Below are 26,301 nucleotides of genomic sequence, written 5' to 3' on the forward strand. Positions count from 1 at the left end.
TAATCCTGTGGGACAAATAAATAATTTATTTATTTATTTAGGCAATGATGTGGAGAGGTGGCTGAGTTGGCTGAAGGCGCTCGCCTGGAAAGCGGGTAAACGTGGAAGCGTTTCGAGGGTTCGAATCCCTCTCTCTCCGCCATTATTATTTTTGCCGTGCTAGATGGGGAGGCAGCGGTGCCCTGTAACCTGCAATCCGCTATAGCAGGATTGAATTCCCAGTCTAGGCATCTCTATTGTAAGGTCTGCCCTGAATAAGTGGCAGTGACGATTGGGTCCTGCGCAACGGAAACTCATGAATCCCGTCAGATCCGGAAGGAAGCAGCGGTAAGTGAAACTTTTCGTGTGCCGCGGGGGTGCCTGATTTGAGTTAACTGTTCAGGTAACGCTTGGAATAGGATTGTCAAAACTGGGTGCACGGATACATAGAAATTAAGCTATGGTATTTTACCATAGCTTTTTTATTTGGTTTTTATCCTTGAAAGGTTTTTCCTGTCTTAATATTGTGTTCTTCCAAAGAACTTTTACCATAAGTAAGTCCCGATATGATATTAGGAGGTTCTTTGGTTTCCAACTCTTTAAAACCTTCATATACTGGAGTTAATATTTTTATAGATTCATTATATGAATTGATATCTTTTTTAAGTTCGCCTTCTGTTATTAACTTGTTGATAAAAATGTAAATTTCCTTTAAATTTGTTGATAACTCATTACTTTCTCTAAATATTACTAACAACTCTGTTAATATATCTCTAGATCTATTATTTACTAATGTTAAAAGTTCGTTATTTTCCTCACTTATAGCTTTTTTAGCTTCTTTAAAGTTATCTATAAGACCTTCATGGAGAAGAGCCACCAATCCCCATTCATTGGCAGCCAATATTCTCTTCTCTAAATCAATTTCCATAGTTTAATCACCTACTTTAACAGTTGCAGTACAGTTTGTGGCAACTGGTTAGCTTGTCCCAACATATTAGTTCCTGCTTGTTGTAATATATTTAGCTTAGTAAATTCAGACATTTCTAATGCCATATCTACATCTTCTATTCTAGACTTTGCTGCTGTTAAATTTTCCGCAGTATTATCTACATTTCTTATAGTATGTTCTAGCCTATTTTGGTATGCTCCTAGTTTAGAACGATGAGAAGATACTGTTTGTATAGCAGTATTATACTTTTCTATAGCTTTGCTATAGTCTTCACTTTGTGAAGAACTGCTTACGATACCATTTATTCCCAGAGTAGTTGTATCTACTTTAAATTCAGCCATATTAATATTCAGAGATTGACCTTCATTAGCGCCAATTTGTAATTTTAAATCTTTTTTTGAACCATCTAATAGTTTTATTCCATTAAAATCTGATTCCTCGGCTATTTTATCAATTTGCTCTGTTAATTGTTCAATTTCATTGTGTATAGCTTCCAATTCTCCATCCTCGTATACTCCATTAGCCCCTTGGACGCTTAATTCTCTCATTCTTTGAAGCATTGCATGAACTTCATTTAAAGCTCCTTCTGCTGTTTGTATTAAAGATATACCATCTAAAGAGTTTCTAGAAGCTTGTCTAAGTCCTTTTACTTGAGCCTCCATCTTTTGTGATATAGCTAGTCCTGCTGCATCATCTGAAGCCTTGTTTATTCTCTTACCAGATGATAACCTCTCTAAAGTTTTTCCCAATGCATTTGTATTAATATTAAGTAATCTATGGGTATTTAACGCTGGAATATTATTATTAATCCTCATTTCCTTCCTCCTCTAAATTGTTTATATTCTCTATAAAAGATAAGGCTTCTCCAAGAATAAGAAACATTTCCTTTGGAATCTTATCAATGCTATTTACACTAAATTCTTCTTTTAAGTCTATTTTATTTATATGGCTTTTCTTATCATATGCTTTTTTTATATAATTGTTGGATACCAATCTTTTTTTCATATCTTCACCTAATCATCCCTACTTAAGCATATTCTGCTAGATTATATCCTATTTTACTTAGTCCCTCTTCAAATACTTTAATGTTTGAAAGAAGGTTATCTCCTTTTTCTTCAATATTTATAAAGACATCCTTACCTTTTACCTCAAGATTTAAATTTACCTTTCCTAGTTTTTCAGTATCTAGGTTCAAGAAAAAGTTCATATAATTTTTATCTATTCCTCTTTTTATATTAGGAATTATTAAATTTAAATTTTCATATTCTCCGCCTATCTCAATAGGAAGCTGTAAAATTAAGTCTTCTTTAGATATCTTTTTTTGAATAGATAGATATTCCTCAACTTTTTCATAAGTTTCCTTATCCTTCTCGCCTTTGGAATCAAAGGAATTATTTAAATCTACTAAAGTATTTATTAGTTTTTTATATTCTTCCTTTACACTATCACTTCCATTTTTTACACTACTTGATATTTTCTCCTGTAGTAACTTTATACCTTCCTTTACTTCCTCATTGTAATAAGGACTTTTTTCATCTAACATATCTTTTAATAAATTATTTAATTGTTTTCCATTATGCGTAAAGGAATTTAAATCCTTTAGTTCCTTCAAAGTCATTGGAAGCTGATTTTTCATAATCACAGGAATTAACTTTTCTTCTAAGCCTTTAAGCTCTTTTACCTCTCTAGATATTCTTTCTCCTTCCTTATATTTATTAAGTTTTTTATCCACATATTGATTTAACTCTTCCAATGGCATATGCTCTAGAGCCATACCATCTTTGATACTTTCTTTTACCATATTAATTGTAAGATTATTTCTAGCATTTAAATATTCCTTAAAAATCAGGTTCTCTTCTGCCTTACTTACAGGAGTTATCCTTTCTTCTACTGAATTTAATTGTAATTGACTTTTATATAAATTATCTAAAGTTATAGTATTGTATCTCTTTACTGCAAAGGAGAGAGTAGAGGGTCTTAATTCCTCTCCTAGAGTATTGAAAATATGGCTTAAGGTTACAGCTTTTTCTAAGGTTCTATGATTAATTCCTAACTGTGTATCTTCATTTGTATTTATTATTTCTTTTATAGACTTTAAATTAAAATCTTCTCCTTTTTTTATCAATAGAAGTAAATCTTTATCCTTAAGGGAACCTAAAGTTTTAAGTTCATCTAAGATTTCTTTAATTTTACCTTCATCTACCGTTTCTACTTCTTGAAATCCTTTTTTCATATTTTTTACTAAATTCTCTATATCTTCTTCTAAAGGATCTATACCTTCAGATATTAATTGAGCAATTTCTTCTTCTTTAAGTAATTGTCTTAATTCTATTAGGTTGTCTTTCATAGAGCTAATTTTAATGTAATTTTCTTTATTGGTTTCTACTCCATTTATTATAAATTGTCTTATTAAAGATAGATTCTCACTATTATTTTCTATATCCAATTCTTTAAGGATACCTATTAATTTATCCATTGAAATATCTTCAGTTATAGTAAATTGTTCAAAACTTTCAACTATAATATTTTTATCCATATCTCCTAGGGTATAAGAGTTTTTAATCCTAAATAAAGTGTTGATATTAAAGGGGATATCTTCCTTATATACTTTTAAGTAAACTTCATCATCTAATCCCTTTAAATCGTGAAGCTTGTTCATTGTTTCCATAACCTTATTAATATTTTCTTTAGTAATAGGTAACTTTCTCTTATGAAGAGCTATAATGCTATCATATACATCTTTCCCCATTTTTTGTCCATACAGCTCTTTAGATATTTTTTCTGCTTCCTTATAGGTTAATTCTTTTTCTAACCTAAGAAATCTTTTTATAGAAAAAGGTTCTTTTTCCATCTTCACCGCTTCTAAAGTTTCTGCTATTTTCTGTAAACTTTCTTCTTCTAAATTTATTCCTTTGTCCATTAACTTTATACAGGAATTATAATCTATATTTTCTATTATCTCATTTAAATAATCCCTTGACATAAAAAATGAGTTTATATTTTCCTTGGTAATAGGGATTCCATTATTTAATAAATATTCTATGGTTCTTAAATTTTCCTTAGTATATTCAAGACCTAATTCCCTAATTATGTCTTCTGCTTTCCTTACTTCCTTTTCTTCTTTTTCTTCCTTTTCTTCAGTCTTTACAGATACTATATTTTCTTTTTCTACGGTTACAGTTTCTCCTAAATTTGCAGCTATTTCTTCCTTTAATCTTAAAAAGTAATGTACATTTTTATTATCAACCTGCTTTTCTATTTGTATGTCCTTGCCCTCTTTCCCTACTAGAACGCCTTCTATATCATAGGGTAAAGTTGGTTTCACTCCATAGCTATTGACTATATTTTCTTTATTGTTTATTTTAAAGATTTCCATAAGATCATCCTCATCATTAAGTTTCTATTAATCTTATCGTCATTTTAATAATTTTTCTTAAGGGTCTTAATACTTATTTCCTTATATTTGTCGATAATGTATAATAGAATGGTAAGGAGGGGAAATTATGACAAGAGTAGATAGGGTTGGAATGGAGAATATATCTCCTATTGAAATAAATAAAGTTAAAGATAAAAAAGCTGTTCAAGAAACCTTCAAACAAAAACTAAATGAAATTGAGCAAGAACAGATTAGAAGTGAACTAAAAGTGTTATATGATAAAATTGAAACTCAAACTGGAAAATTACAGAACAAGCTGTTTATAGAAGATTTAGTTGAATATAAAAAATTAGTTAAAGAATTTTTAAATGTTACAGTCAATAATTCTCATGTTTTTTATAAAGAAAATTCATTGGATAGAAGGGGTAGACATAGGGTATATTCATTAGTAAAGAAGGTAGACAATGAGTTAGACGAACTAACAAAGGACTTTTTAGACGTGGAAAACAATAGGCTAAAAATCCTAAAGAGATTAGATGACATAAAAGGAATACTTCTTGATATACTTACTTAATTAACAATTTATAAGAAGGAGGGGTTTTCATGGAAGATATGTTAAAAAACGTATTTTTAGCTGGTATAGGCACCTTAGCTTTAACCTATGAAAAAGCTACACAAGTGGTAGATACCTTAGTAACCAAAGGTAAAATTACTGTGGAGCAAGGCAAAGAACTTAATGAAGAACTAAAAAGAGTAGTAGGAGATCAAAAAGCTAAGAGTGATACCGCTATGGACGAAAAATTAAAAGAACTATTAAAAGAATTAAATTTAGCTACTAAAGAAGATTTAGAAGGACTAAATCAAAGAATTAGTAATCTAGAGAAAAATATTTAGTTTGGGGGGAGCAAAATACCTTGGTTTTCAAGGTATTTTTTTCGCTATGGAAAACAACTACACTAAATCAAGGTTTAAAGAAATTATTTCAGTATCCTTAAAGCATGGTTTTAAAAACGGAATAGGTGATCCTAAAGAATTAAGGTTGGTCTTAGAAGAACTAGGTCCTACCTTTGTTAAAATTGGTCAGATTTTGTCTACTAGACCAGATATAGTTCCAAAAGAATATATAGAAGAGCTTCAAAAACTTCAAGATGATGTTAAGCCTGAAAGCTTTAGCGTTATGAAAGAAGTCATTGAAAGAAACTTAACCGGATCTATCGAAGATGTTTTTCTAAACTTTCAAACTACACCTTTAGCTTCTGCATCTTTAGCTGAAGTGTATTTGGCAAAGTTAAAAACTGGGGAAGAAGTCGTAGTAAAGGTTCAAAGACCTTATGTAAAAGAAAAGATTACCGCTGATATTAGTATTCTAAAAAAATTAGCTCCCTTTATTAATTTTACTACTAGAAATGAAATTATTGATGTTAAAGAAGTTGTTGAAGAACTTAGTATAGCTACACAAAAAGAGTTAGATTTTATTCACGAGAAAGAAAATATTAAAAAGTTTAATTTAAATAATAAGGATATAAAGTACATTAAAAGTCCTCATGTTTATGAAAAATACTGCACACCTAATCTTATAGTAATGGAATATATTGCTGGTATAAAAATTGATGATACTCATGCCTTAAATAAGGAAGGATATGATACTAAAGAAATCGCCACAAAACTTACTTATAATTATTTTAAACAAGTCTTTGAAGATGGTTTTTTTCATGCAGATCCTCATCCTGGGAATCTATTAATCTATGAAAATAAGATTGGATTTATAGATTTTGGCTTGATGGGAAATTTAGATTCAGGAATTAGAAAAAAGTTCAACTCCTTTTTAGAAGGAGCAGCTACTAATAATATTGAATTAATGACTAAATCTGTTCTTAGAATCGGAATTAGAAAAGGAGAAGTTGATACAAATAAGCTTTATCAGGACATTAACCTACTTTATAATACTTATATTGAAGAATCCATACATGATTATGACCTACCTCAAATTTTAGAACAAGTTATAGTTATTTGTAAGAAAAACAATATTGTTATGCCTAAAGATATCACTTTATTAGTAAAAGGTACTCTAACTTTACAGGGAGTTCTAGCTAAAATTGATAAAGAGTTAAACATAATGGATATAGCTCTTCCCTATTTCAAGAATAAAATGATGGAAGACAAACTGAAAGATGTTGATTTAGCCTTATTGGGTAATACCATTCTTTCATCAGGAAAATCCATTTTAGACATTCCACCTAAGCTGCTAGAGCTTATTAATAGAGGCTTAGAAGGTAGATTAAGACTTAATCTTGAACTTAAAAATATGGATAAGAATTTTAATGAAATAAACAAAATGGTAAATAGACTTGTCTTCTCCATTATTGTAGCAGGTTTGCTAGTTAGTTCCTCTCTTGTAATAAATGCTAATGCAGGGTTACAGATTTATGGTATTTCTGCCATAGGTATTATTGGTTACTTAGGTGCTGGTTTAGCTGGATTTTTACTTCTTATTTCTATATTTAAATCAGGAAAGTTATGATTTATTTTAAAATAATATAAAAAATAAGGATGGATAAGACCATCCTTATTTTACTTTAATATCTAACTCATTCATATTAACATCAACGACTATTTTATCCTTGTCTTTTAAATCTCCCTTAATTATTATTCTACTTATTTCAGTTTCTAAATTCTTTTGTAAAAATCTCTTTACTGGTCTTGCACCATATTGTATAGAGTAAGCTCTGTTTAGTACAAATCCTTTTGCTTTATCTGTAAACTCAATGGTTATTTGTCTATCTTCTAGCCTTTTTTGAATTTCTTCTATTTGTAGATCTATTATTTTAAATATTTCTTCCTTTTGCAATGGCTTAAACATAACTATTTCATCTACACGATTTAAAAATTCTGGTCTGAAAGTTCTTCGCATTTCTTCCATTACTTGATTTCTTGAAGACTCATCTATGGTTCCATCAGGCTTTATTCCTTCAATTAAATAAGAGGAACCTATATTAGATGTCATAATTATAACCGTATTTTTAAAGTCTACAGTTCTTCCTTGATTATCTGTAAGTCTACCATCATCTAGTACTTGAAGTAAAATATTAAATACATCAGGATGAGCCTTTTCAATTTCATCAAATAGAATTACTGAATAAGGCTTTCTTCTTACTCCTTCTGTTAGCTGTCCCCCTTCATCATACCCGACATATCCTGGAGGAGCACCTATAAGTCTTGAAACAGAATGTTTCTCCATATATTCACTCATATCAATTCTTATCATATTTCTTTCATCATCAAATAAGGATTCTGTCAATGCCTTAGAAAGTTCTGTTTTACCAACTCCAGTAGGGCCTAGGAAAATAAAAGAACCTACTGGTCTATTTAATTGTTTCATACCAGCTCTTGCTCTAATTACAGCATCTACTACACTTTCTACTGCTTCTTCTTGACCTACTACTCTTTTATGAAGAATTTTATCTAAATTTAGTAGCTTTTCTCTCTCAGTTTCTACAAGTTTAGTAACTGGTATTCCTGTCCATTTAGATACTACTTCTCCTATTTCTTCTTCTGTTACTTCTTCTTTCAACATTCTTTCTTGATTTTCATTTTTCTCATTTGCTTCTTCAAGTCTTTTTTCTAAATCTACTAAAGTTCCATATTTAAGCTGAGAAAGTTTTTCCAAATCATATTTTCTTTCAGCTTCTTCAATTTGACGTTTTACCTTATCTATTTCTTCCTTAATATCCTTTACCTTGGATATACTCTTCTTTTCATCTTCCCATTGAGCTTTTTTAATATCATATTTTTCCTTTAAATCCGACAATTCTTTTTCTATTTTTCCTAACCTTATCTTAGACCCTTCATCAGTTTCCTTCTTTAGAGCCGCCTTCTCTATTTCAAGTTGTAAAATACGTCTTCTTATTTCATCTAGTTCTACAGGCATACTATCTATTTCTGTTCTAATCATAGCTGATGCTTCATCCATTAGGTCTATAGCCTTATCTGGTAAAAACCTATCACTTATATATCTGTCTGAAAGAGTGGCAGCTGCTATAACGGCACCATCTGATATTCTTATTCCATGATGAATTTCATATTTTTCCTTTAGTCCCCTTAAAATGGATATGGTATCTTCTACTGTTGGTTCTGTAACCAAAACTTTTTGGAATCTTCTTTCCAAAGCCGCATCTTTTTCTATATATTGTCTATATTCATCTAATGTTGTGGCTCCTATACAATGAATTTCTCCTCTAGCAAGCATTGGTTTCAATAGATTAGAAGCATCCATTGAGCCTTCTGCTCTACCAGCCCCTACTATATTGTGAATTTCATCTATAAACATAATAATATGTCCTTCACTTTTTTCAATTTCGCTTAATACTGCTTTTAATCTTTCTTCAAATTCGCCTCTATACTTAGCTCCAGCTATTAATGCTCCCATATCTAAGGCAAATATGGTTTTATCTTTTAATCCTTCTGGAACATCACCATTTACAATTCTTTGTGCTAAACCTTCTACTATGGCAGTTTTACCTACTCCTGGATCTCCTATTAAAACTGGATTGTTCTTTGTTCTTCTAGAGAGTATTCTAATAACATTTCTTATTTCACTATCTCTCCCTATTACAGGATCTACTTTCCCACTTCTAGCTTCCTCTACTAAGTCTCTACCAAACCTATTTAAAACATCATAGGTAGCTTCTGGATTATCAGAAGTTATATTTTGACTGCCTCTAATTTTTTGTAAGGCTTCTAAAAATCTTTGTAAATTTATATTATATTTCTTAAATATCTTCTCTGATGATGTTCCTTTTTCTTTTAATAAAGATATATAAATATGTTCAACTCCAACATATTCATCTCCAAACTTCTTAGCTTCATCTTCACTATTTAAAAGAACTTTAGTATAAATTCTGCTAGGATATATAGAACCTCCACCACCAGATTGTTTTGGCAGCTTATCTATTTCTCTTTCAATATCATTTCTAATTAAATCTACATTTTCCCCCATATAGGATAGAACTTTGGGAATAAGACCTTCTTGTTGGCTAATTAATCCATAATGAATATGAACTTCTTCTAATTGAGGACTTCCATTTTTTATAGCTATATTTTGAGAATTTTGAACTGCTTCCAAGCTTTTTTGAGTAAATTTATTTAAATCCATATTTATCACCTCTTATTTTCTAGGATTGTATTTTGATATACTCTTAAGCTGTTCATATAGTTTCTTTTCTTCTTCCGTTAATGTAGGAGGATTTACAATATTTACTTCTATATATAAATCTCCTACATTATTTTTCATATCTATATATCCCTTTTTAGGTATCCTAATTTTCTTACCGCTAGATATAGCTTCTGGTATAGTTACTTTGATTTTTCCCGACAAAGTATTTACTATGACTTGAGTACCCAATGCTCCCTCCCAAGGAAGTAAATCTAGCTTATATATTATATCTAGTCCTTCTAAGGTATTTCTCCCATCTTCAATAAAATTAATCTTAAAAAGAATATCTCCATTTATTCCCCATTTTTCTCCCTTAACTTTTAATTTTTTCCCAGGAAATATTCCTTTAGGAACTTTTACCGACAAGGATTTTATTTCCCCGCCTATTCTCAAATTTACATCTTTAGTGGTACCATTGTATCCTTCTTCTAGTGTAATATTTAGCTGGGATTCATAGGATTGTCTCGGTGTTTCATATCTAGCATTTCTTCCTTTTGTCCTTCCTCCAAATATATCTCCTACTCCAAAATTTTGTCCACCAAAGAACATATTGAAGAAATCACTAAATCCACCACCATCTCCACCGGTCGTATAAGTATACCTATATCCATTACCAAAGTCCTCAAATCCAAATTGGGATGGATCAAAGTTTTGACCATTGGTAAAATTATATCCACTGCCAAAAGTATCATATTTTTTCTTCTTGTCTTCATCTCCTAATACTTCATAGGCTTCATTTATTTCTTTAAATTTTTCTTGGGCTTTGGTATCATTAGGATTTAAATCTGGGTGATATTTTTTTGCAAGTTTCCTATAGGCTTTCTTTATTTCATCTTGAGAAGAACTTTTATCTACTCCTAATATTTTATAATAATCTTTATATTCCATTAAATCATCCTCCTTTATAATTAAATAGGAGAATCAAAAAAGTTTGACTTTCTTTGACCTTCAATTATAATTATAATCCTTTTACTGGCAAAAATCAATAATGTTTTTATTCTTCTCTTTTATTTAATTATTTACTTTTTCTTTTTAATCATTCCTTTTTAAAACAATTCATTGATAAACAATAAATGCCATGATATATTTATATTCCATAGTATTATTAGAATCATTTTAAGTGATTCTATTCTATTTATTATATACTTAAAAAAAGATTGTAGTTATAATGGAAAAAACAAGCTCTTTGAATCTTTTTATAAAGAATTTAATTTCTAATCTGAAGGTATATTGGAATATATAAATAATAGTAAAGAAAGAAAGCTAGTACTCTTTTACTAGCTTTCTTTCTTTTAGGAAATTACTTCTTATTTTACATTCAATATTCTTCATTTTTATTTTCTTTTTTCATTTCAGAGACATAGTACTCTTTTATAAGTTCATCTAGTTCTTGACTTATCTTTAATATTTCCTTATCATCTATATCTTTAGATTCTAACTGCTTATGTAATGAGTCTCTAACTTGATTGATTTTGTCTATCAATCTGCCTCCCCCCTAATCATATAACTTCTAATTTAATCTGATTCATTCCCTATATACTACCATAATATTTTTTATGCAAATTGGCAAATGATTTTTTATGCTATTGGCTAATTTAGTTCTAAAACATAAAAGTTTAAAGTTAACATAAGGAGTGAGACATAATGAATAAGGAAAAGGACCCTTTAAACTTTAAGGAAATCGGATCAAGAATAAGAGCAGAACGAGAAAAATTAAATTTAACAAGAGAAAAGTTTGCAGAAATCATAGGATTGTCTTCTTTTTATATAGGTCAAATTGAAAGAGGAGATAGAAAAATGAGTGTAGATACATTGATTAAAATAGCCGATTCTCTTCATGTTTCTGTTGATTATCTGCTTAAAGGCCATATCTTATATACTAATAACACCCATTTAAATAAAGAGTTTTCTGTATCAGAATCAAATAATGAAAATTATATTAAAGAAATTGATGATGAAATAAGGGACTTATTGTCAAGATGTTCAGAAAAAGAAATATCTTTAATAAAAGATATGATTAGATTGATATTACCTTACCTTGGAAATTAGGGTTCCTAATAAAAATAATCTACATATATTTAAACATTGTAGAGAATAGGTTGGCATCTGCCAACCTATTTTATATATTTATCTATTATATTTATTATCTCTTCTATCTTTTCTTCTCCCTGCTCTTCTCCTTCTAATATAGCAGTGGCAACACAGGATCTAATGTGTCCATTTAACACATCAATATTGGCTTTTTTCAGAAGCCCTATGGCCGATAGAATCTGTGTAGATATATCTACACAGTATCTATCTTCTTCTATCATTTTAATTATACCATCTAGCTGTCCTCGTGCAGTCTTTAATTTATTAGCTGCTCTTTTCTTACCGTCATTCATAAAATCACCAATTTTCTATTTTATTTCTACTACATCATATCCTGCATCTTCTATAGCTTCCTTTAGTTTTTCATCTGCTAAATTTTCCCCTTCAACTTCTACTTTCTTAGCTTCTAAATCTACATCTACTTTTGATACTCCCTCTAATTCTCCTAAAGCATTTTTTACTGCCTTAACACAGTGATTACATGACATACCTTCTACTATCATAGTTTTTTTCATTTCTTATTCCTCCTAATTATTTAAAATTTTTAAGTCTTAATGAATTTGTAACTACAGATACGGAACTAAAAGCCATAGCTGCTCCTGCTATCATAGGATTTAAAAATCCTAGAGCTGCAAAAGGAATTCCTACTGAATTATAGAAAAATGCCCAGAATAAATTTTGTTTTATAGTTCTCATTGTTCTATGACTAAGCTTCATAGCTGTAACTACTCCTGTTAACTCTCCCCTCATTAGGGTAATATCGGCTGCTTCCATAGCCACATCGGTACCTGTTCCTATGGCAAAACCTACATCAGCTGCTGCTAAAGCTGGAGCATCATTGATTCCATCTCCTACCATGCCTACATGTTTACCTTCTGATTTTATTTTATCTACTACTTCTGCCTTATTTTCTGGAAGAACTTCTGCTAAAACATTGGTGATTCCTACTTGATTAGCTATAGCTTTTGCTGTTCTTTCATTATCTCCTGTTATCATATATACATCTAATCCCATAGATTTTAATTCCTCTATGGCTTTCTTAGAGGTTTCTTTGATCTGATCTGCTACTGCTATTATACCTGATAGCTTATTATCTAAACTTATTAGCATAGCAGTTTTCCCTTCCTCTTCTAATTTTAGAAGCTCTTTTTCTCCTTCTTCTATAGATACATTATTCTCAGCCATTAATTTCCTATTGCCTATCAATACTTCTTTTCCTTCAAAAGTAGCTCTTAATCCTTTTCCTGGTACTGCCATAAACTTTTCTGGCTCAGTAATCTTTAGTAACTCTTCTTCTCCTTTTTTAACTATAGCCTGACCTAAAGGATGTTCTGAGGTCTTTTCTACGGAAGCACCTATTCTAAGAACTTCGTTTCTATCTATTTCATTGAAAACAACTATATCTGTTACTTCTGGTTCTCCTTTAGTAATAGTACCAGTTTTGTCAAATACTATAGTATCCATTTTGTGAGCTCTTTCTAGATGTTCTCCACTCTTTATTAAAATTCCATTTTCCGCACCTTTCCCTGTACCTACCATTATAGCTGTTGGAGTGGCTAATCCTAAAGCACAAGGACATGCTATTACAAGAACTGCTACTGCATTAATTAATCCTATATTGAAATTGCCTTTAACGAAATAGAATCCTAAAAAAGTTATAACTGCTATAGCTACTACTATAGGTACAAATATTCCTGAGATTTTATCTGCTAATCTTTGAACTGGTGCCTTAGACCCTTGAGCATCTTCAACTAATTTAACAATTTGAGATAATACAGTATCTTTCCCTATTTTTGTAGCTTGGAATTTAAAAGAACCGAACTTATTTATAGTAGCCCCTATTACTTCATCACCTATAGCTTTATCTATAGGAATACTTTCCCCTGTAATCATAGACTCATCTATTGAAGAATCTCCTTCTACAATGACTCCATCCACTGGAATCTTCTCTCCCGGTCTAACCACTATTATATCGCCTATCTCTACTTTTTCTATAGGTATATCCATTTCTACTCCATCCTTAATAACTCTTGCTATCTTGGGTTGGAGTCCCATTAACTTTTTAATAGCTTCAGATGTTTTTCCTTTTGCTACTGCTTCAAAGGTTTTACCTAAAAGTATTAAAGTTATAATCACTGCTGAAGCTTCAAAGTAATACTCATGAACTCCTGTTATAACATTATAAACACTATAGAAGTAAGCTGCTGACGTTCCCATGGATACTAATACATCCATGTTAGCTCCTCCACCTCTTAGTGAATTAAAGGCACCTTTATAAAATCTATATCCAATAATAAATTGGACTGGAGTTGCTAATAACAATTGGAAATATCCGTTGGTAAGTATAGTTTCTATCCCTGCCATATGGAAAAACATAGCTGAAAATAATGGAATACTTAAAATTGCTGAAACAATAAAGGAAGTCTTTAAAGATTTTATTTCCTTTTCTCTCATTTCCTTTTCTCTATCTAAATCTCTTTCTATTTCTATTTCTGCTTTATATCCTGCCTTTTCAACAGATTTTATTAATGTTTCATCTTCAACAGCTCCTGATGGAAATTCTACAACAGCCTTATTATTGGATAGATTTACTGTAGCTTTAACTACACCTTCTATCTTGTTTAAGACTTTCTCTACTCTAGTTGAACAGGCTGCACAAGTCATTCCTTCAATGACTAAAGTTCTCTTTACTAAGGGTACTTCGTATCCTGCCTTTTCAATGGTTTTTATTAAACCATCTATCTTTATTTTTTCCGTATCAAATTCTACTGTAGCTTTCTGAGCTATTAAGTTTACTACAGCAGTATCTACTCCATCCTGCTTATTAAGTGCCTTTTCTACTCTAGTAGAGCAAGCTGCACAGGTCATACCCATTACATCTATATTCACTTTTTTAGTAGCCATTATATCAACTCCCTATTTTTCATCCCCTCCCCTGGGGGGTGTGCTTATATTATACCCCTGTTCTTCCATTTTGTAAACAATTAAATCTTTAAAATTGAGAGAATCTTGCTATTGCAGAGAACTCAATTATTTTAACTATCTTTCAGGTGTAAAAATCCTCCATTATTTTTAATCAGCAATATTTCTGCAATAATACTAAAAGCTATTTCTGCTGGAGTTCCATCATCTATTTTTAAACCTATTGGTGAATATACTTTATTTAATCTTTCTCTATCTATACCCTTATCTTCCAAATTTTCCATCATGGTTATTACTTTTTTCTTACTCCCCATTACTCCAATATATTTGGCACTACTATTTACTACTGCTTCTAAACTTTCCTGATCATACTTATGCCCCCTAGTAACTATTACTATATAGGTATTATTATCTATAGGATAATTTTCTAGTCTTTCCTTTATATTTCCATGCACTAGGTCATGAGCTAAAGGAAATCTGTCTTTATTTAAGAATTCCTCCCTATCTTCAAATATTACAATATTAAAATCCAGTAAAGAAGCAAGTTCGTATATAGCGTGACCTACGTGGCCTCCACCAACTATAAACAGTTTTGATTTACCTTTATAAACATCTATAAATACATCTACCTCTCCCCCACAGATCATTTCTATACCTTCTTCATGTAGGGGAAGGGTAATACTGTAACTATTACCTTCCTTTATAGCCTCACAACATAATTCTATAACCTTTTTTTCGAGACTGCCTCCTCCAACAGTTCCATAAGTAGTACTATCTTCTATAACTGCCATAGTTGCCCCTATTCCCCTTGGTGTGGAACCTTTAGCCTTAGTGATAGTTGCAATAGCTGCCTCTTTTCCCTTTTCTACTTCTTCTAAAACTTTTTTCATTACAAATAAGTCCGCCATATTAGATACCCCTTTCTTTTCTTAAATATTGTATTCCTTCTAGGACTCCACCCCCTATTGCTCTAGCTTTATCAGAAATTGTGAAAGCATAATCTCTTATTCCCCTAGGATCAACATCCCCTATTTTAAGTCCTTCTTTTACAAAGAGTCCATCCTTTATCATCCCTCTGAGGATACCACTAGTTTGTGCTATTACCTCTTCTTTATCCACTTGACAAATTGTATCTCCTATTTTCACCTTATCTCCTATTTTATAAAAAGATTTTACAAGTCCACTTTTAGGTGCTCTAACAATTCTTTCCTCTGTATAACCCATTACTTCCCCTGGCACCCCTGTATTTTCTGCTGCCCGTCCTTTAAATATAACTTTTCCTAGATAATGACCTCTTTTACTTTCAACGACTAAGTCTACATCTATTCCACCTTCAAACCCTGGACCAACCCCTATAGTTATAAGTGCTAATTGCTTACTTGTGCCTAGATTCTTCTTTGCAATAATGGCATCTACTACAGCTAGTGGCTTTAACTTTTCAATAATACTTCCTTTTTCATCTATATAAACTGGAATATTGCCTCCTTCAATTTCTTCTTTTATACTTTTATAATCCTTAACAAAAACTCCCTTTATTCCCTCTACTATTATTTCGTTTCTATAAATTGCTTCACTAAAAGAAACTTCTCTTCTAATACTTGAAGGTTTTTCTATTTCTAAAACGGCAACCTTATATCCTGACATAAATAACCTATGAGCTATACCGGATCCTATATCTCCTCCACCTCTTATAACTACTAAGTCCATTTGTCTTCACCCTCTATTCTTTCAAGGTCAAATTCTGTATCAATATCTAAACCAGCTTTTTCATCGTTAATGTAAACCTTCTTAACCCAAAAACCATATTCCTCTATTATTTCTCTTCCTCCTTTATCCCCTTTCACTTTCATTAGTTCTTCTTTGAATAAAGATGGGAAAATTGTTGGCGTTCCTTTTTTTCCATTATAATAGGGAATGATTATCTTAGATTTTTCCTTTTCATGTTCTTCAATTAATAGATTTATATATTCTGTTCTAATAAAGGGCTGATCACCCATAAGAAACATATAAGCGTCTGCCTTTTCTTTTCCTATCCCTAACTTTAATCCTTCACTTTGACCTAAGTATGCAGTAGAATTATATATGGTTTTAATACCATATTTATTCCCCAACTCTTTTACTTCCTTAGTCCTGTAAACAAGGATGGTTTTATCTAACTTAGACTCATAGCAGGCCTTTATGACCCATTCTATAATCCTCCTGCCTTCTACCTCTATTAAAAGCTTGTCCTTTCCCATTCGTTTAGAATAACCTGATGCAAGTATAATACCTACAATCATCTTAACCACCTTCAATAAAATTTTTTCTCTTTTATGTCTGCAACTAGTATTTTATTCAGTTTCGTATTTAATAACATTTCTTTTACATTACAACCTTTATTTATTCTTTCTTGATTAATCGCTTTATTTAAAATTAAAATTTTCTCTCCTTGGGCATCTTTAAATAATCCATTTTTATGTAGTACTAGCTTTACAACATCATTCTCATTAATTATATTGTATAAGTCTTTTCCTATGACCTTTGTAAATATTTCGGGTCTATGTACTATTTCTTGGGAAATCTTTTCTCCTAATGTCTCCAACCCTATAATCCCAATAGTTTTTGTAGTAAGCTTTGAGATTACTGGCTCATAAACTTCTGGAGCTTTTATAGGTCTTCCTTTAGAACCATCTGCTTCTATAAGTACAAAATCGAATAAATCTCTTTCAATTATATTATCGACTTTTGAAACTTCCGAACCTATTAATTTCCCATTTTTTATACTCTCTCCATATATCGTAATAGTTCCTTTATGAGGAATAAAATTCTTTTTAATTTCTTCTAGAAAAAAATAATCGTAGTCTTCTCTATTAGGGCTAAACATAGCTGTGGTAGTAGTAATAAGGACTCTTTTATTTAGCATTTTTAATTCGTTCCCCAATAAAAAAATACTAGTAGTCTTCCCGCCTCCTCCTACGAAAGAAAGTACTTCCTTTTTTACCATATTCAGGTCCAATATTTCATATATGTTCATATAATTCCATACTATATTATTTACATCTTTAGAGAACATTTCTATTCCCCCTTTCACCAACGAATTTATATGTTAAGTATATGAATAAAAAGCAGCCCCTCATTTAATGATAGCTGCTTTTTATTTTTTCATCTATAAAGATATATGAAATTTCTGTATATGCTATGATTTTATACATCATCTTTTTTTCAAAATGGAAAACATAAAATTCTCTATATTATTCAAATAAGATGTAATCCAAATAAGATTCTTAATTATATTAAATTTTATAAAAAATCATGATTATTGTCATTGGTGAAAATTCACAAATATTTATAAATATCAATGGGTTTAAACCATAAATCTTTGTGTAATTTTAACTTGTAAAACCAGATTTTGCTGTACTCTTAATTGGTTATTTTTCATCGAAATTGATTTTAGTTGTATATTCTGTTTCTTTTACCTTCCATTCTCCATCTTCATATTTGAATATACTGTTAAGTCTTGAAATAGTATTAGCATGGTATGCTCCAGCAATAGTTTGATGTCCTAATAACTCATATACCCCATCTCCATCTACATCTATAGGATTTAATCCAGAAAATGGATCTGTCCAAGGTTCTGTTTCTTTAAGAAGCTTTCCATTTTTATCATAAATCCCTTGTTCTATATATGAGTCTTTAAAAGCAGACAAATCTATAACTAGTTTTTCATCTAAAGTATCTTCCTTTAATTCAGCCTTAAAATTGTCGGCAAATTTCCCTTTAAAGTTTATGCCTAAATTATCCTTTCCATCGAATATTATCTTCCCCTTATTATCCTTCATACTAATTATTCTTGTATCAACCATACCTCCACTTCCGCCAGTATTGGTAACTATCATTGCCTCCTCTACTTTATCTCCTGTGAAATCACCTAAGAATAATTTTCCTTCATATCCTCCAAAATCATTAATTTTTATATCTGAAACTTTTTTACTTTTTCCATCTACTACTTTAAGAAAAATAGATTTATTATATATATCATCTTCATTTTCCTTCTCACCTATTAATAATACCCTATCCTTTATCTTATCTCCGTTTATATCTCCTTGTAACTCTTCAATTATATACTCTCTTTTATTTAATCCTAATTCTTTTGTTTCTGGAGTGTTTCTAGTAGCAGCAAAAGAATAACTAACTGCTGAAACAACCATTACTCCTGATAATAATAATGTAACAGCCTTCTTCTTCATTTCTTTTCCTTCTTTCTTTTTTAATTTGTTGATATCCTGTATATTTATATAATACCTCGCATATTTAATTTTAGAGTTACAAAAAAGTTACGAAAGATTTACATTTCAGTTTAAATATGTACTTATTTCATAAAAGTTAAAGAATATCTATCAATTATTTATTAAATGTTTCAATATTTTTTTCACAAACTATTGCATTTATGTGTAAAATGTATTATCCTATTAATATTGATAATGGTTATCATTTTCTAAATCATACATAAACTAAGATTTCTAAATGGTACTTTATACCATAAATGAATGCTTAGTGTTACAAATACCCTTATAGGTGATTTAAAGCTTATGAAACTATTGATTATAAAAAAGGCTTCTATGGAAGCATTTCAATGTAGCCTTTTTTGAAACTCATTTACGGAAAGTTCCTATATTAAAAAAAGCAAAAGTAGAACTTTCCTATTCGTTATAAAATAAATAAGATAAAGGGGGGAGCATTATGAAAAGCTTAAGCGAAATATCTGTTGGTACTACTGTAAAAGTTAAATCTATTTCTAAGGATTCTTCAGTTAAAAGAAGATTATTGGAAATGGGTATAGTGCCTGGTATAGAAGTATTGGTTAGAGGAAAGGCACCATTAGGTGATCCTATAGAAATAGTGCTTAGAGGATATAAATTGACTTTAAGAAAAGAAGAAGCGGCAAGTATTTTAGTTGAATAGAAAGGGACGATTCTTATGACAACTATACCTTTGATTTTTTTAAATTGCGGTGAAGCAGGAAAAGTTAAAGAAATATTAGGTGGAGATTCTATAATAAAAAGATTATTTGAAATGGGTTTAAATACAGGAGCGGAAGTTCGGATGGTAAAAAATGATTCTGGACCTGTTATCTTATATACCTCTGGAAGTAAATTAGCTTTAGGTCGAGGATTGGCTCAAAAAATAATGATAGAAAAGTAATTTTTTTTTTAGATTTATTGATAATAGTTATCATTTAAAGGAGGGATTGATTTGAATACTATTGCATTGGTAGGTAACCCAAATTGTGGTAAAACCACCTTATTTAATGCTTTAACAGGTTCCAATCAACATGTTGGAAACTGGCCTGGAGTTACTGTAGAAAAGAAAGAAGGAAAATTTAAATATAATGATAAACAATATAATGTAGTAGATTTACCTGGGACTTATAGTTTAGGAGCTTATTCTGAGGATGAAGTCGTTGCTAGAGATTTTATATTAAAAGGAAATCCTGATGTTGTTATTAATGTTGTGGATGCTACCAATATTGAAAGAAACTTATATTTAACTACTCAACTTTTGGAAATGGGTACTAAAGTTATAGTTGCTCTAAACATGATGGATGAAGCTGAAATAAAAAATATTAAAATTGATATAGAAAAACTTTCTAAGGGATTAGGAGTTCCTGTTATTGCTACTGTTGCTTCTAAGAAAAAGGGAATAGAAAATTTAATTAAGGAATCTATCGCCTATATAAATAAAGATAATTCTTTCAGTATGCCTTTTAGCTATGGAGAAAATATCGATAAAGAGATAAACAATATTAAAGGCTTATTAGTCAATACTCATTTAGAATATCCTCAAGATTGGATTGCAGTAAAGTTATTAGAAGGAGATCAAGATATATACAATCTTATAAAATCTAAAGGTCCAGACCATATTAAAGAACGATTAGTCTCCTTGGAAGAAGATGCTGTTGAATATGAGTTAGAAATAGTTGATAAAAGATATGATTTTATTGGGAAAGTAGTAAGTAAAAGCGTTTCTAAGCCTTCAGAGGTTATAGATACTAAGACCGATAAAATAGATAAGATTTTAACTCATAAATGGTTAGGTCTACCTATATTTGCTCTTATCATGTTTACTATTTTTCAGCTAACTTTTAAGGTAGGTCAAGATTTTCTAGGTGAATATGTTGCTGGAGGAATTGAATGGTTAGGTGAAGCCTTAAATGGATTTTTAGTAAGTATAAATTCACCAGAATGGTTAGTTTCTTTTATGACTGAAGGTGTTTTTGGTGGTGTTGGTGCAGTTCTAGAATTTGTTCCTTTAATTATGGTCCTATATATGTTTATGGGAATACTAGAAGATACAGGTTATATGGCAAGAGCTGCATATGTTATGGATAGAATTATGAGAGCTTTAGGCTTACACGGAAAAACTTTTATTTCTATGCTAGTAGGATTTGGGTGTAATGTACCTGGAGTTATGGCTACTAGAACTTTAGATAGTAAGAAAGATAGAATGATTGCTATGCTTATTAATCCTTTTATGTCTTGTGGAGCTAGGCTTCCTATTTATTTAGTATTTATTGCGGCATTTTTCCCAAATAAGGGTGGATTAATATTATTTTCAATTTATTTCTTAGGTATTGCTGTTGCATTGCTTATGGGAAAAATTTTCAGCAAAACTTTATTTAAAGGTGAATCTTCTTACTTTGTAATGGAACTACCTCCATATAGATTCCCTTCACTAAAAAGTGTATTAAGAAATATGTGGGATAAGGTATGGTCCTTTGTTAGAAGAGCAGGAACTACTATATTTGTTGTAGTTACTATACTTTGGATTTTAGCAGTTATACCTTTTGGAGTTGAACCTTACAGTCAAGGTAGTGTTCTTGGAAAGATAGGTACTATTATAGCTCCTATATTTAAGCCTGCTGGTTTTGGTACTTGGGAAGCTTCTGTAAGTTTATTTGCTGGTATAGTAGCTAAAGAAGCTGTAGTAGCTACCTTAGGTATGGTATATGCAGGAGTTGAAGAAGGCAGCCAGCTTATAGCTGCTATTCAAGGTGCTTTCACTCCTTTAACTGCTATGTCCTTCATGGTAATGACTCTTTTATATACACCTTGTGCAGCAGTAATAGGTACTGTTAAAAGAGAAACTAACTCTACAAAATGGGCAGTATTTACAGCAGTTTACACCTTCTTAATTGGCTGGATCGGTGCTGTTATTGTATTCCAAGTAGGAAAGTTATTAGGATTTTAGGGAGATGATCTCATGCTTAAAGATGTTTTAAAGGAGATAAATGAATCTAAAGTTTTTTCTAAGACTTTGATAAGTAAAAACTTAAACATAAATGAAGCACTAGTTGAAGATGCTATAAATCAATTAATCCGAATGGGTTATATTGTTGAAGATACAGGTTCACCTACTTGCCAACATAAGTGCAGTGGTTGTTCTACAAGTAGTTGTTCTACCACATCTTTGAAAACAGTAAGTATTACAGATAAAGGGAAAAAACTATTACGAAATCTTTAGGAAAAATAAAGAGTTAAAGAGGTTAGACCTCTTTTAGCTCTTTATTTTTTAATAAGTTCTATAAAATTACCAGATAATAGTTAAAAAATATTTCATTAATTTACTTGACTAAAGCAATGCGGTGGCATATAATTAAATTAAATAGAACTATAACATATGTCAACCTAATGGTTTCACCAAGCTTAAAGTTTCAATTAAGTTCCTCAAGTAATTAGATTAAGTAACTAGTAAGCTAAAAAATATTAAACTGCGAATCAGTATATCATTAGTAAAAATTTAGTATCGGAAAACAAGTCAACTGGTAGTATTTGATTAAGTATTTAATTATCGCAAAAATGGTCGTTAAGTTACAAGTAGATTTTAATAAAGACTTATAGTAATTTGACATTAAGGAGTGTTAGATAGCATATTGGAAATTGTTATTGCATCAAAACTAAAAGGTTGTCATATTTATAATAAGTTCTATTTAAATTGACGGGTGGTTTCTAAGAAGTAAAAGAAATTGCCCGTCAATAATTTTTTGTACTATTTTATGGATTCCTAAGCCTTGTATTGAATTTTATAGAGTATAAGAATATAATTAAGGTAACAATATTTAAAAAGGAGACTTTGTAATGACTAATATAGACTGGAAGGATAAAAAGAACCTTACCATGCTAGCTGATTTTTACGAGTTCACTATGGCTAACGGTTATTTAGAAAACGACATGGAAGGTCAAATAGCCTATTTTGATATGTTTTTTAGAGCTATTCCTGACGACGGCGGCTTTGCTATAATGGCTGGTGTTGAGCAGCTTATGGGCTATTTGAAAAATCTTCGCTTCAATAATGATGATATTGAATATTTTAGAAGTAAAAATATGTTTGAAGAAAAGTTTTTAAATTACCTTAAAGATTTTAAATTTGAATGTGACGTATGGGCCATTCCTGAAGGTACTCCTATATTTCCTCAGGAACCTATCGTTATAGTTAGAGGTCCAGTTATACAAGCTCAACTTATTGAAACTATGGTTCTTTTAACTATAAACCATCAAAGTTTAATTGCTACTAAAGCTAATAGAATAGTTAGAGCTGCCAACGGTCGTCCTGTCATGGAATTTGGTTCTAGAAGAGCCCAAGGCTATGAAGGCGCAATTTTAGGTGCAAGAGCTGCATATATTGGAGGAAGTATTGGTACTGCTTGTACTATAGTAGATAGAGATTTTGATATTCCTGCACTAGGTACTATGGCTCATAGTTGGATTCAAATGTTCCCTACAGAACTAGATTCTTTTAAAGCCTATGCTAAAATTTATCCTAATAATTGTATCTTATTAGTAGATACATACAATGTTTTAAAAAGCGGTGTTCCAAATGCTATTAAAACTTTTGATGAAGAAGTGATTCCTCGTGGTTTTAGACCTAAAGGTATTAGAATAGATAGTGGAGACATTGCCTATTTATCAAAAGAAGCTAGAAAAATGCTAGACGAAGCAGGCTATGAAGATTGTCCTATTGTTGCTTCCAGTAGTTTAGATGAATATGTTATAAGAGATTTATTAAATCAAGGAGCTAAAATAGACTCCTTTGGTGTTGGAGAAAGACTTATTACTGCTAGGTCCGAACCCGTTTTTGGTGGAGTATATAAATTAACTGCTGTTGAAGCAGATGGCAGGGTTGTCCCTAAAATTAAAGTAAGTGAAAATGTAGGAAAAATAACTACTCCTGGATTTAAGCAAGTTTATAGATTGTTTGATAAAAAATCAAAAAAAGCTATTGCTGATGTAGTAACTTTACACGATGAAGTAATAGATGAAAGTAAAACCTATGAAATATTTCATCCTTTATATACTTGGAAAAGAAAAACCCTGAAAAATTTTTATGCAGAGAAATTGTTAGTTCAAATATTTGATAAGGGAAATTGTACTTATGACAGCCCTAGTGTATATGATATAAGAGAATATTGTAAAGAGCAGATAGATACTCTTTGGGATGAAGTTAAAAGATTTGAAAATCCTCATGAATATTTTGTTGACCTATCCAAACCTTTATGGGATATTAAAGATCAACTTTTAAAGGAACATAAATAAAAGGGAGAAAAATTCTCCCTTTTTTATATTCCTTTAAAATATAGATTCTCTTAGAATAGCTTTCTATGAAATATATTCCATTAGAAGCTTCTTTATAATTTAAATTTATGAACTAGTTCACTTAAATTTTCTATTATTAAAGCCAAATTATCTGCATTAGCAGATATGGTTTCCATTGTAGCTGCTTGTTCTTCCATAGAAGCCGATAGTTCTTCTGTTGAAGCTGCTGCCTCTTCAGTTATTGAAGATATGCTTTGAATAGCTAGTACCACATCGCCTTTTTCCTTATCTACAATGTTTAAATTTGCTCCTAACTCTTCTATAGCTTCCATAGCAGTTAATATAGATAGGTATATTTCTTCAAAGGCTTTCTTAGATTCATCCAAAGATTCACTTGCATCTTTTAACGCTTCCTCTGACATACTCATGTTTTCTTTTGTAGTCCCAACTTCATATTGAATATCATTCAATATCTCTTCTATAGTTTTAGTGGCATCTCCTGTTTGTTCAGATAATTTTCTTATCTCCTCGGCTACTACCGCAAATCCTCTGCCTGCCTCTCCTGCTCTAGCTGCTTCTATAGCTGCATTTAACGCTAGTAAATTAGTTTGTTCCGAAATACCTACTATAGTATTTAATATATTTCCGATGGATTGAGACTTATATAGTAGAGAATTAATATTTTCTGATAATATATTAGATGATTTAATTGTTATATTGAATTTATCCACCATGCTATTCATGGTTTCTGATCCCTCTTGATTTATTCTTTGAGCTCTGTTAGAGCTTTCTATTACTATTTCTCCATTTTCTACTGCCACTTTTATTTCCCCAGCTAATCTATTTAACTTTTCTGAACTCATTTCTACATCTTCAGCTTGTTCCATAGAAGCTTGTGCTAATTCTTCTATAGTTTTTGCTACATCGTTTATAGACTGACTACTTTCCCTAGTAGCTGAATTTAATCCATGGACATTTTCAACAACATCCTCAGTAGTTTCTTCTATAGTTCTTATTATCTTTCTTATTTCTTCTCTTAAAATAACTGTTGCCCTAAGAATAGTACCTAATTCGTCTTTCCTATTTAATATATCTTTTATTTTCTTAGTTTCTTCTATATCTCTTAGATCTAATTGAGATGTTGTATCCAATATTTCAGTTACCAATATTATTGGATTAGAAATTCTTTTTCCTAAAGCTATAGATATAAATATAGTTAGTATAATTGCTATACCCATAACGGCTGATATAATATAAATAGTGTTATTCATGTCTTCCAATATTTCATCTTTAGAAACAGTTAAAACTATAACTTTATCACCATGTAGCTTTGAAAAGGTCATAATTTTCCCTTCCCCACTAAAATGAGTATCTATTATACCTGAATCCCTACTTCCTATTTCATCAGCAATATAACTGTATTTCCCATTATCTATAGTATTTAAATTACTATTACTGTCTAAGCTAGGATGAATCAAATAGTCATAATCTTTGCTAAGTAAAAAAGCATAGCCAGTATCATATAACTTTATATCTTCAACCCTCTCTTTTAATGTTTCTACACTTAAATCTATACCTACTACTCCAATAGGTATGTTATCCACCATAATAGGTTTTGTATAGCTCATTATATAGAAATTAGTCTCCTCATTTACATAAGGGTCTCCCCAAGAAGCTGCTCCAGAATTAATTGTATTATAATACCATGCAACTGCAGGATCACTTGGGTCTTTGCTAGAAAGTTCAGTATTAGGTACATGTTTAATATCACCGCTTATATCTCCCAAATACCATACTCCTTCTGTCTTTCCCGTATATTTAGGATCAAAAACTATATATACTCCAAGACAGTCTTTAGTTTCTTTAGTGATTCTTTCAATTATAGGATCTAAGGTAGTATTTACATATCTACTGAGATACCCCTCTTCTCTTAATTTTGTCATATCAATAGTTCCATCCATAAATTGATATAAATTAGAAACTGTCGTTTCATATAAAATTAGCTCTTCATTAAAATCTCTTGAATAGGTTAAAGCTTTTTCCAAAAGATTAGCTTTAGTTTCCTTTTCTATAACGTTTATACTCCTAATTATACTTGTACTTCCAACTATTGTAGCCATAACTACAGAACAGATTAATACTGTTAGTACAATTCTTGTACCAATTTTTTTCATTATTTCTTCCCTCCCGTTTTAAAAAAAGA

General features: G+C 30.7%; 25 protein-coding genes, 1 tRNA gene and 1 other RNA gene. 11 read left to right on the plus strand and 16 right to left on the minus strand.

Features of this window, described 5'->3' with window-relative positions; genetic code table 11:
• Positions 1 to 51 precede the first annotated feature (51 nt).
• A tRNA-Ser gene (locus KQI42_RS04040) sits at positions 52 to 142 on the plus strand.
• Positions 143 to 154: 12 nt separating this feature from the next.
• Positions 155 to 421: signal recognition particle sRNA large type (gene ffs / locus KQI42_RS04045), an RNA gene on the plus strand.
• A 51-nt stretch (positions 422 to 472) separates the two neighbouring features.
• Here ffs and KQI42_RS04050 read toward each other — a convergent pair.
• The 4 genes from KQI42_RS04050 to KQI42_RS04065 are packed head-to-tail and all read right to left on the minus strand — an operon-like array spanning position 473 to position 4,304.
• On the minus strand, positions 473 to 907 hold the full coding sequence (locus KQI42_RS04050) for a flagellar export chaperone FliS (RefSeq protein WP_216516979.1): 435 nt from the start codon (positions 905 to 907) through the stop codon (positions 473 to 475).
• A gap of 11 nt (positions 908 to 918) precedes the next feature.
• Entirely contained in the window at positions 919 to 1,743 is an 825-nt protein-coding gene (locus tag KQI42_RS04055) for a flagellin N-terminal helical domain-containing protein (RefSeq protein ID WP_216516981.1), read from the minus strand.
• A complete protein-coding gene (locus KQI42_RS04060) occupies positions 1,733 to 1,933 on the minus strand; it encodes a hypothetical protein (RefSeq protein ID WP_216516983.1) in 201 nt (66 codons plus the stop codon). Before KQI42_RS04060 ends, KQI42_RS04055 begins: the two co-directional genes overlap by 11 nt.
• A gap of 22 nt (positions 1,934 to 1,955) precedes the next feature.
• Positions 1,956 to 4,304, minus strand: coding sequence for a DUF6240 domain-containing protein (locus tag KQI42_RS04065; protein ID WP_216516986.1), 2,349 nt, complete (start codon positions 4,302 to 4,304; stop codon positions 1,956 to 1,958).
• A 127-nt stretch (positions 4,305 to 4,431) separates the two neighbouring features.
• Here KQI42_RS04065 and KQI42_RS04070 point away from each other — a divergent pair, with 127 nt between their 5' ends.
• Genes KQI42_RS04070 through KQI42_RS04080 form a run of 3 tightly spaced genes read left to right on the plus strand, consistent with a single transcriptional unit; the run spans position 4,432 to position 6,825 of the window.
• Positions 4,432 to 4,878, plus strand: a complete 447-nt coding sequence (locus KQI42_RS04070) for a YaaR family protein (RefSeq protein WP_216516988.1) — start codon at positions 4,432 to 4,434, stop codon at positions 4,876 to 4,878.
• A 29-nt stretch (positions 4,879 to 4,907) separates the two neighbouring features.
• Entirely contained in the window at positions 4,908 to 5,198 is a 291-nt protein-coding gene (locus KQI42_RS04075) for a phasin family protein (protein WP_216516990.1), read from the plus strand.
• A gap of 46 nt (positions 5,199 to 5,244) precedes the next feature.
• The gene (locus tag KQI42_RS04080; RefSeq protein WP_216516992.1) at positions 5,245 to 6,825 is read left to right on the plus strand and encodes an ABC1 kinase family protein; all 1,581 of its coding nucleotides are present in this window, start codon (positions 5,245 to 5,247) and stop codon (positions 6,823 to 6,825) included.
• A gap of 45 nt (positions 6,826 to 6,870) precedes the next feature.
• Here KQI42_RS04080 and clpB read toward each other — a convergent pair whose 3' ends face one another.
• The 3 genes from clpB to KQI42_RS04095 all read right to left on the minus strand — a co-directional run bounded on the left by clpB (position 6,871) and on the right by KQI42_RS04095 (position 10,999).
• The gene (gene clpB, locus KQI42_RS04085) at positions 6,871 to 9,456 is read right to left on the minus strand and encodes an ATP-dependent chaperone ClpB (protein ID WP_216516994.1); all 2,586 of its coding nucleotides are present in this window, start codon (positions 9,454 to 9,456) and stop codon (positions 6,871 to 6,873) included.
• Between the two features lie 12 nt (positions 9,457 to 9,468).
• A complete protein-coding gene (locus tag KQI42_RS04090) occupies positions 9,469 to 10,404 on the minus strand; it encodes a DnaJ C-terminal domain-containing protein (protein ID WP_216516996.1) in 936 nt (311 codons plus the stop codon).
• 430 nt (positions 10,405 to 10,834) lie between these two features.
• Positions 10,835 to 10,999, minus strand: coding sequence for an aspartyl-phosphate phosphatase Spo0E family protein (locus KQI42_RS04095; RefSeq protein ID WP_216516998.1), 165 nt, complete (start codon positions 10,997 to 10,999; stop codon positions 10,835 to 10,837).
• A gap of 161 nt (positions 11,000 to 11,160) precedes the next feature.
• On the opposite strand from KQI42_RS04095, the gene KQI42_RS04100 reads away from it, so the two are divergent.
• Entirely contained in the window at positions 11,161 to 11,565 is a 405-nt protein-coding gene (locus KQI42_RS04100) for a helix-turn-helix domain-containing protein (RefSeq protein WP_216517001.1), read from the plus strand.
• A gap of 65 nt (positions 11,566 to 11,630) precedes the next feature.
• Here the strand turns inward: KQI42_RS04100 and KQI42_RS04105 are convergent, their stop codons facing one another.
• From KQI42_RS04105 to KQI42_RS04140, 8 genes are all read right to left on the minus strand, one after another.
• Positions 11,631 to 11,900 carry a metal-sensing transcriptional repressor gene (locus tag KQI42_RS04105; RefSeq protein WP_216517003.1) on the minus strand — a complete coding sequence of 90 codons (270 nt, stop codon included), beginning with the start codon at positions 11,898 to 11,900 and terminating at the stop codon, positions 11,631 to 11,633.
• 15 nt (positions 11,901 to 11,915) lie between these two features.
• A complete protein-coding gene (locus KQI42_RS04110; protein WP_216517005.1) occupies positions 11,916 to 12,122 on the minus strand; it encodes a copper ion binding protein in 207 nt (68 codons plus the stop codon).
• A gap of 16 nt (positions 12,123 to 12,138) precedes the next feature.
• Entirely contained in the window at positions 12,139 to 14,511 is a 2,373-nt protein-coding gene (locus KQI42_RS04115) for a heavy metal translocating P-type ATPase (RefSeq protein WP_216517007.1), read from the minus strand.
• A 131-nt stretch (positions 14,512 to 14,642) separates the two neighbouring features.
• Positions 14,643 to 15,437 (minus strand): XdhC family protein, encoded by a 795-nt coding sequence (locus tag KQI42_RS04120; protein ID WP_216517009.1) that lies wholly within the window; start codon positions 15,435 to 15,437, stop codon positions 14,643 to 14,645.
• 1 nt (position 15,438) lies between these two features.
• Complete coding sequence (yqeB, locus tag KQI42_RS04125) at positions 15,439 to 16,236, minus strand: selenium-dependent molybdenum cofactor biosynthesis protein YqeB (RefSeq protein WP_216517011.1); 798 nt, start codon at positions 16,234 to 16,236, stop codon at positions 15,439 to 15,441.
• On the minus strand, positions 16,227 to 16,808 hold the full coding sequence (locus KQI42_RS04130; protein ID WP_216517013.1) for a nucleotidyltransferase family protein: 582 nt from the start codon (positions 16,806 to 16,808) through the stop codon (positions 16,227 to 16,229). Before KQI42_RS04130 ends, yqeB begins: the two co-directional genes overlap by 10 nt.
• 11 nt (positions 16,809 to 16,819) lie before the next feature.
• Positions 16,820 to 17,581 (minus strand): selenium cofactor biosynthesis protein YqeC, encoded by a 762-nt coding sequence (gene yqeC, locus KQI42_RS04135; RefSeq protein ID WP_216517015.1) that lies wholly within the window; start codon positions 17,579 to 17,581, stop codon positions 16,820 to 16,822.
• Between the two features lie 355 nt (positions 17,582 to 17,936).
• A complete protein-coding gene (locus tag KQI42_RS04140) occupies positions 17,937 to 18,755 on the minus strand; it encodes a hypothetical protein (RefSeq protein WP_216517017.1) in 819 nt (272 codons plus the stop codon).
• 493 nt (positions 18,756 to 19,248) lie between these two features.
• Between KQI42_RS04140 and KQI42_RS04145 the strand changes: the two genes are divergently transcribed.
• The 5 genes from KQI42_RS04145 to KQI42_RS04165 all read left to right on the plus strand — a co-directional run bounded on the left by KQI42_RS04145 (position 19,249) and on the right by KQI42_RS04165 (position 24,098).
• On the plus strand, positions 19,249 to 19,470 hold the full coding sequence (locus tag KQI42_RS04145; protein ID WP_216517019.1) for a FeoA family protein: 222 nt from the start codon (positions 19,249 to 19,251) through the stop codon (positions 19,468 to 19,470).
• Between the two features lie 15 nt (positions 19,471 to 19,485).
• Entirely contained in the window at positions 19,486 to 19,710 is a 225-nt protein-coding gene (locus KQI42_RS04150) for a FeoA family protein (RefSeq protein WP_216517022.1), read from the plus strand.
• 51 nt (positions 19,711 to 19,761) lie between these two features.
• On the plus strand, positions 19,762 to 21,756 hold the full coding sequence (feoB, locus tag KQI42_RS04155) for a ferrous iron transport protein B (RefSeq protein WP_216517024.1): 1,995 nt from the start codon (positions 19,762 to 19,764) through the stop codon (positions 21,754 to 21,756).
• 12 nt (positions 21,757 to 21,768) lie between these two features.
• Positions 21,769 to 22,029 carry a FeoC-like transcriptional regulator gene (locus KQI42_RS04160; RefSeq protein ID WP_216517026.1) on the plus strand — a complete coding sequence of 87 codons (261 nt, stop codon included), beginning with the start codon at positions 21,769 to 21,771 and terminating at the stop codon, positions 22,027 to 22,029.
• Positions 22,030 to 22,643: 614 nt separating this feature from the next.
• Positions 22,644 to 24,098 carry a nicotinate phosphoribosyltransferase gene (locus KQI42_RS04165; RefSeq protein ID WP_216517028.1) on the plus strand — a complete coding sequence of 485 codons (1,455 nt, stop codon included), beginning with the start codon at positions 22,644 to 22,646 and terminating at the stop codon, positions 24,096 to 24,098.
• Positions 24,099 to 24,190: 92 nt separating this feature from the next.
• Here KQI42_RS04165 and KQI42_RS04170 read toward each other — a convergent pair whose 3' ends face one another.
• Positions 24,191 to 26,272: a methyl-accepting chemotaxis protein gene (locus tag KQI42_RS04170; RefSeq protein WP_216517030.1), complete on the minus strand. Its 2,082-nt coding sequence runs from the start codon at positions 26,270 to 26,272 to the stop codon at positions 24,191 to 24,193.
• Positions 26,273 to 26,301 lie beyond the last annotated feature (29 nt).

The sequence above is a fragment of the Tissierella simiarum genome, from assembly GCF_018917865.1.
GTDB classification, from domain to species: Bacteria; Bacillota; Clostridia; order Tissierellales; family Tissierellaceae; genus Tissierella_C; species Tissierella_C simiarum.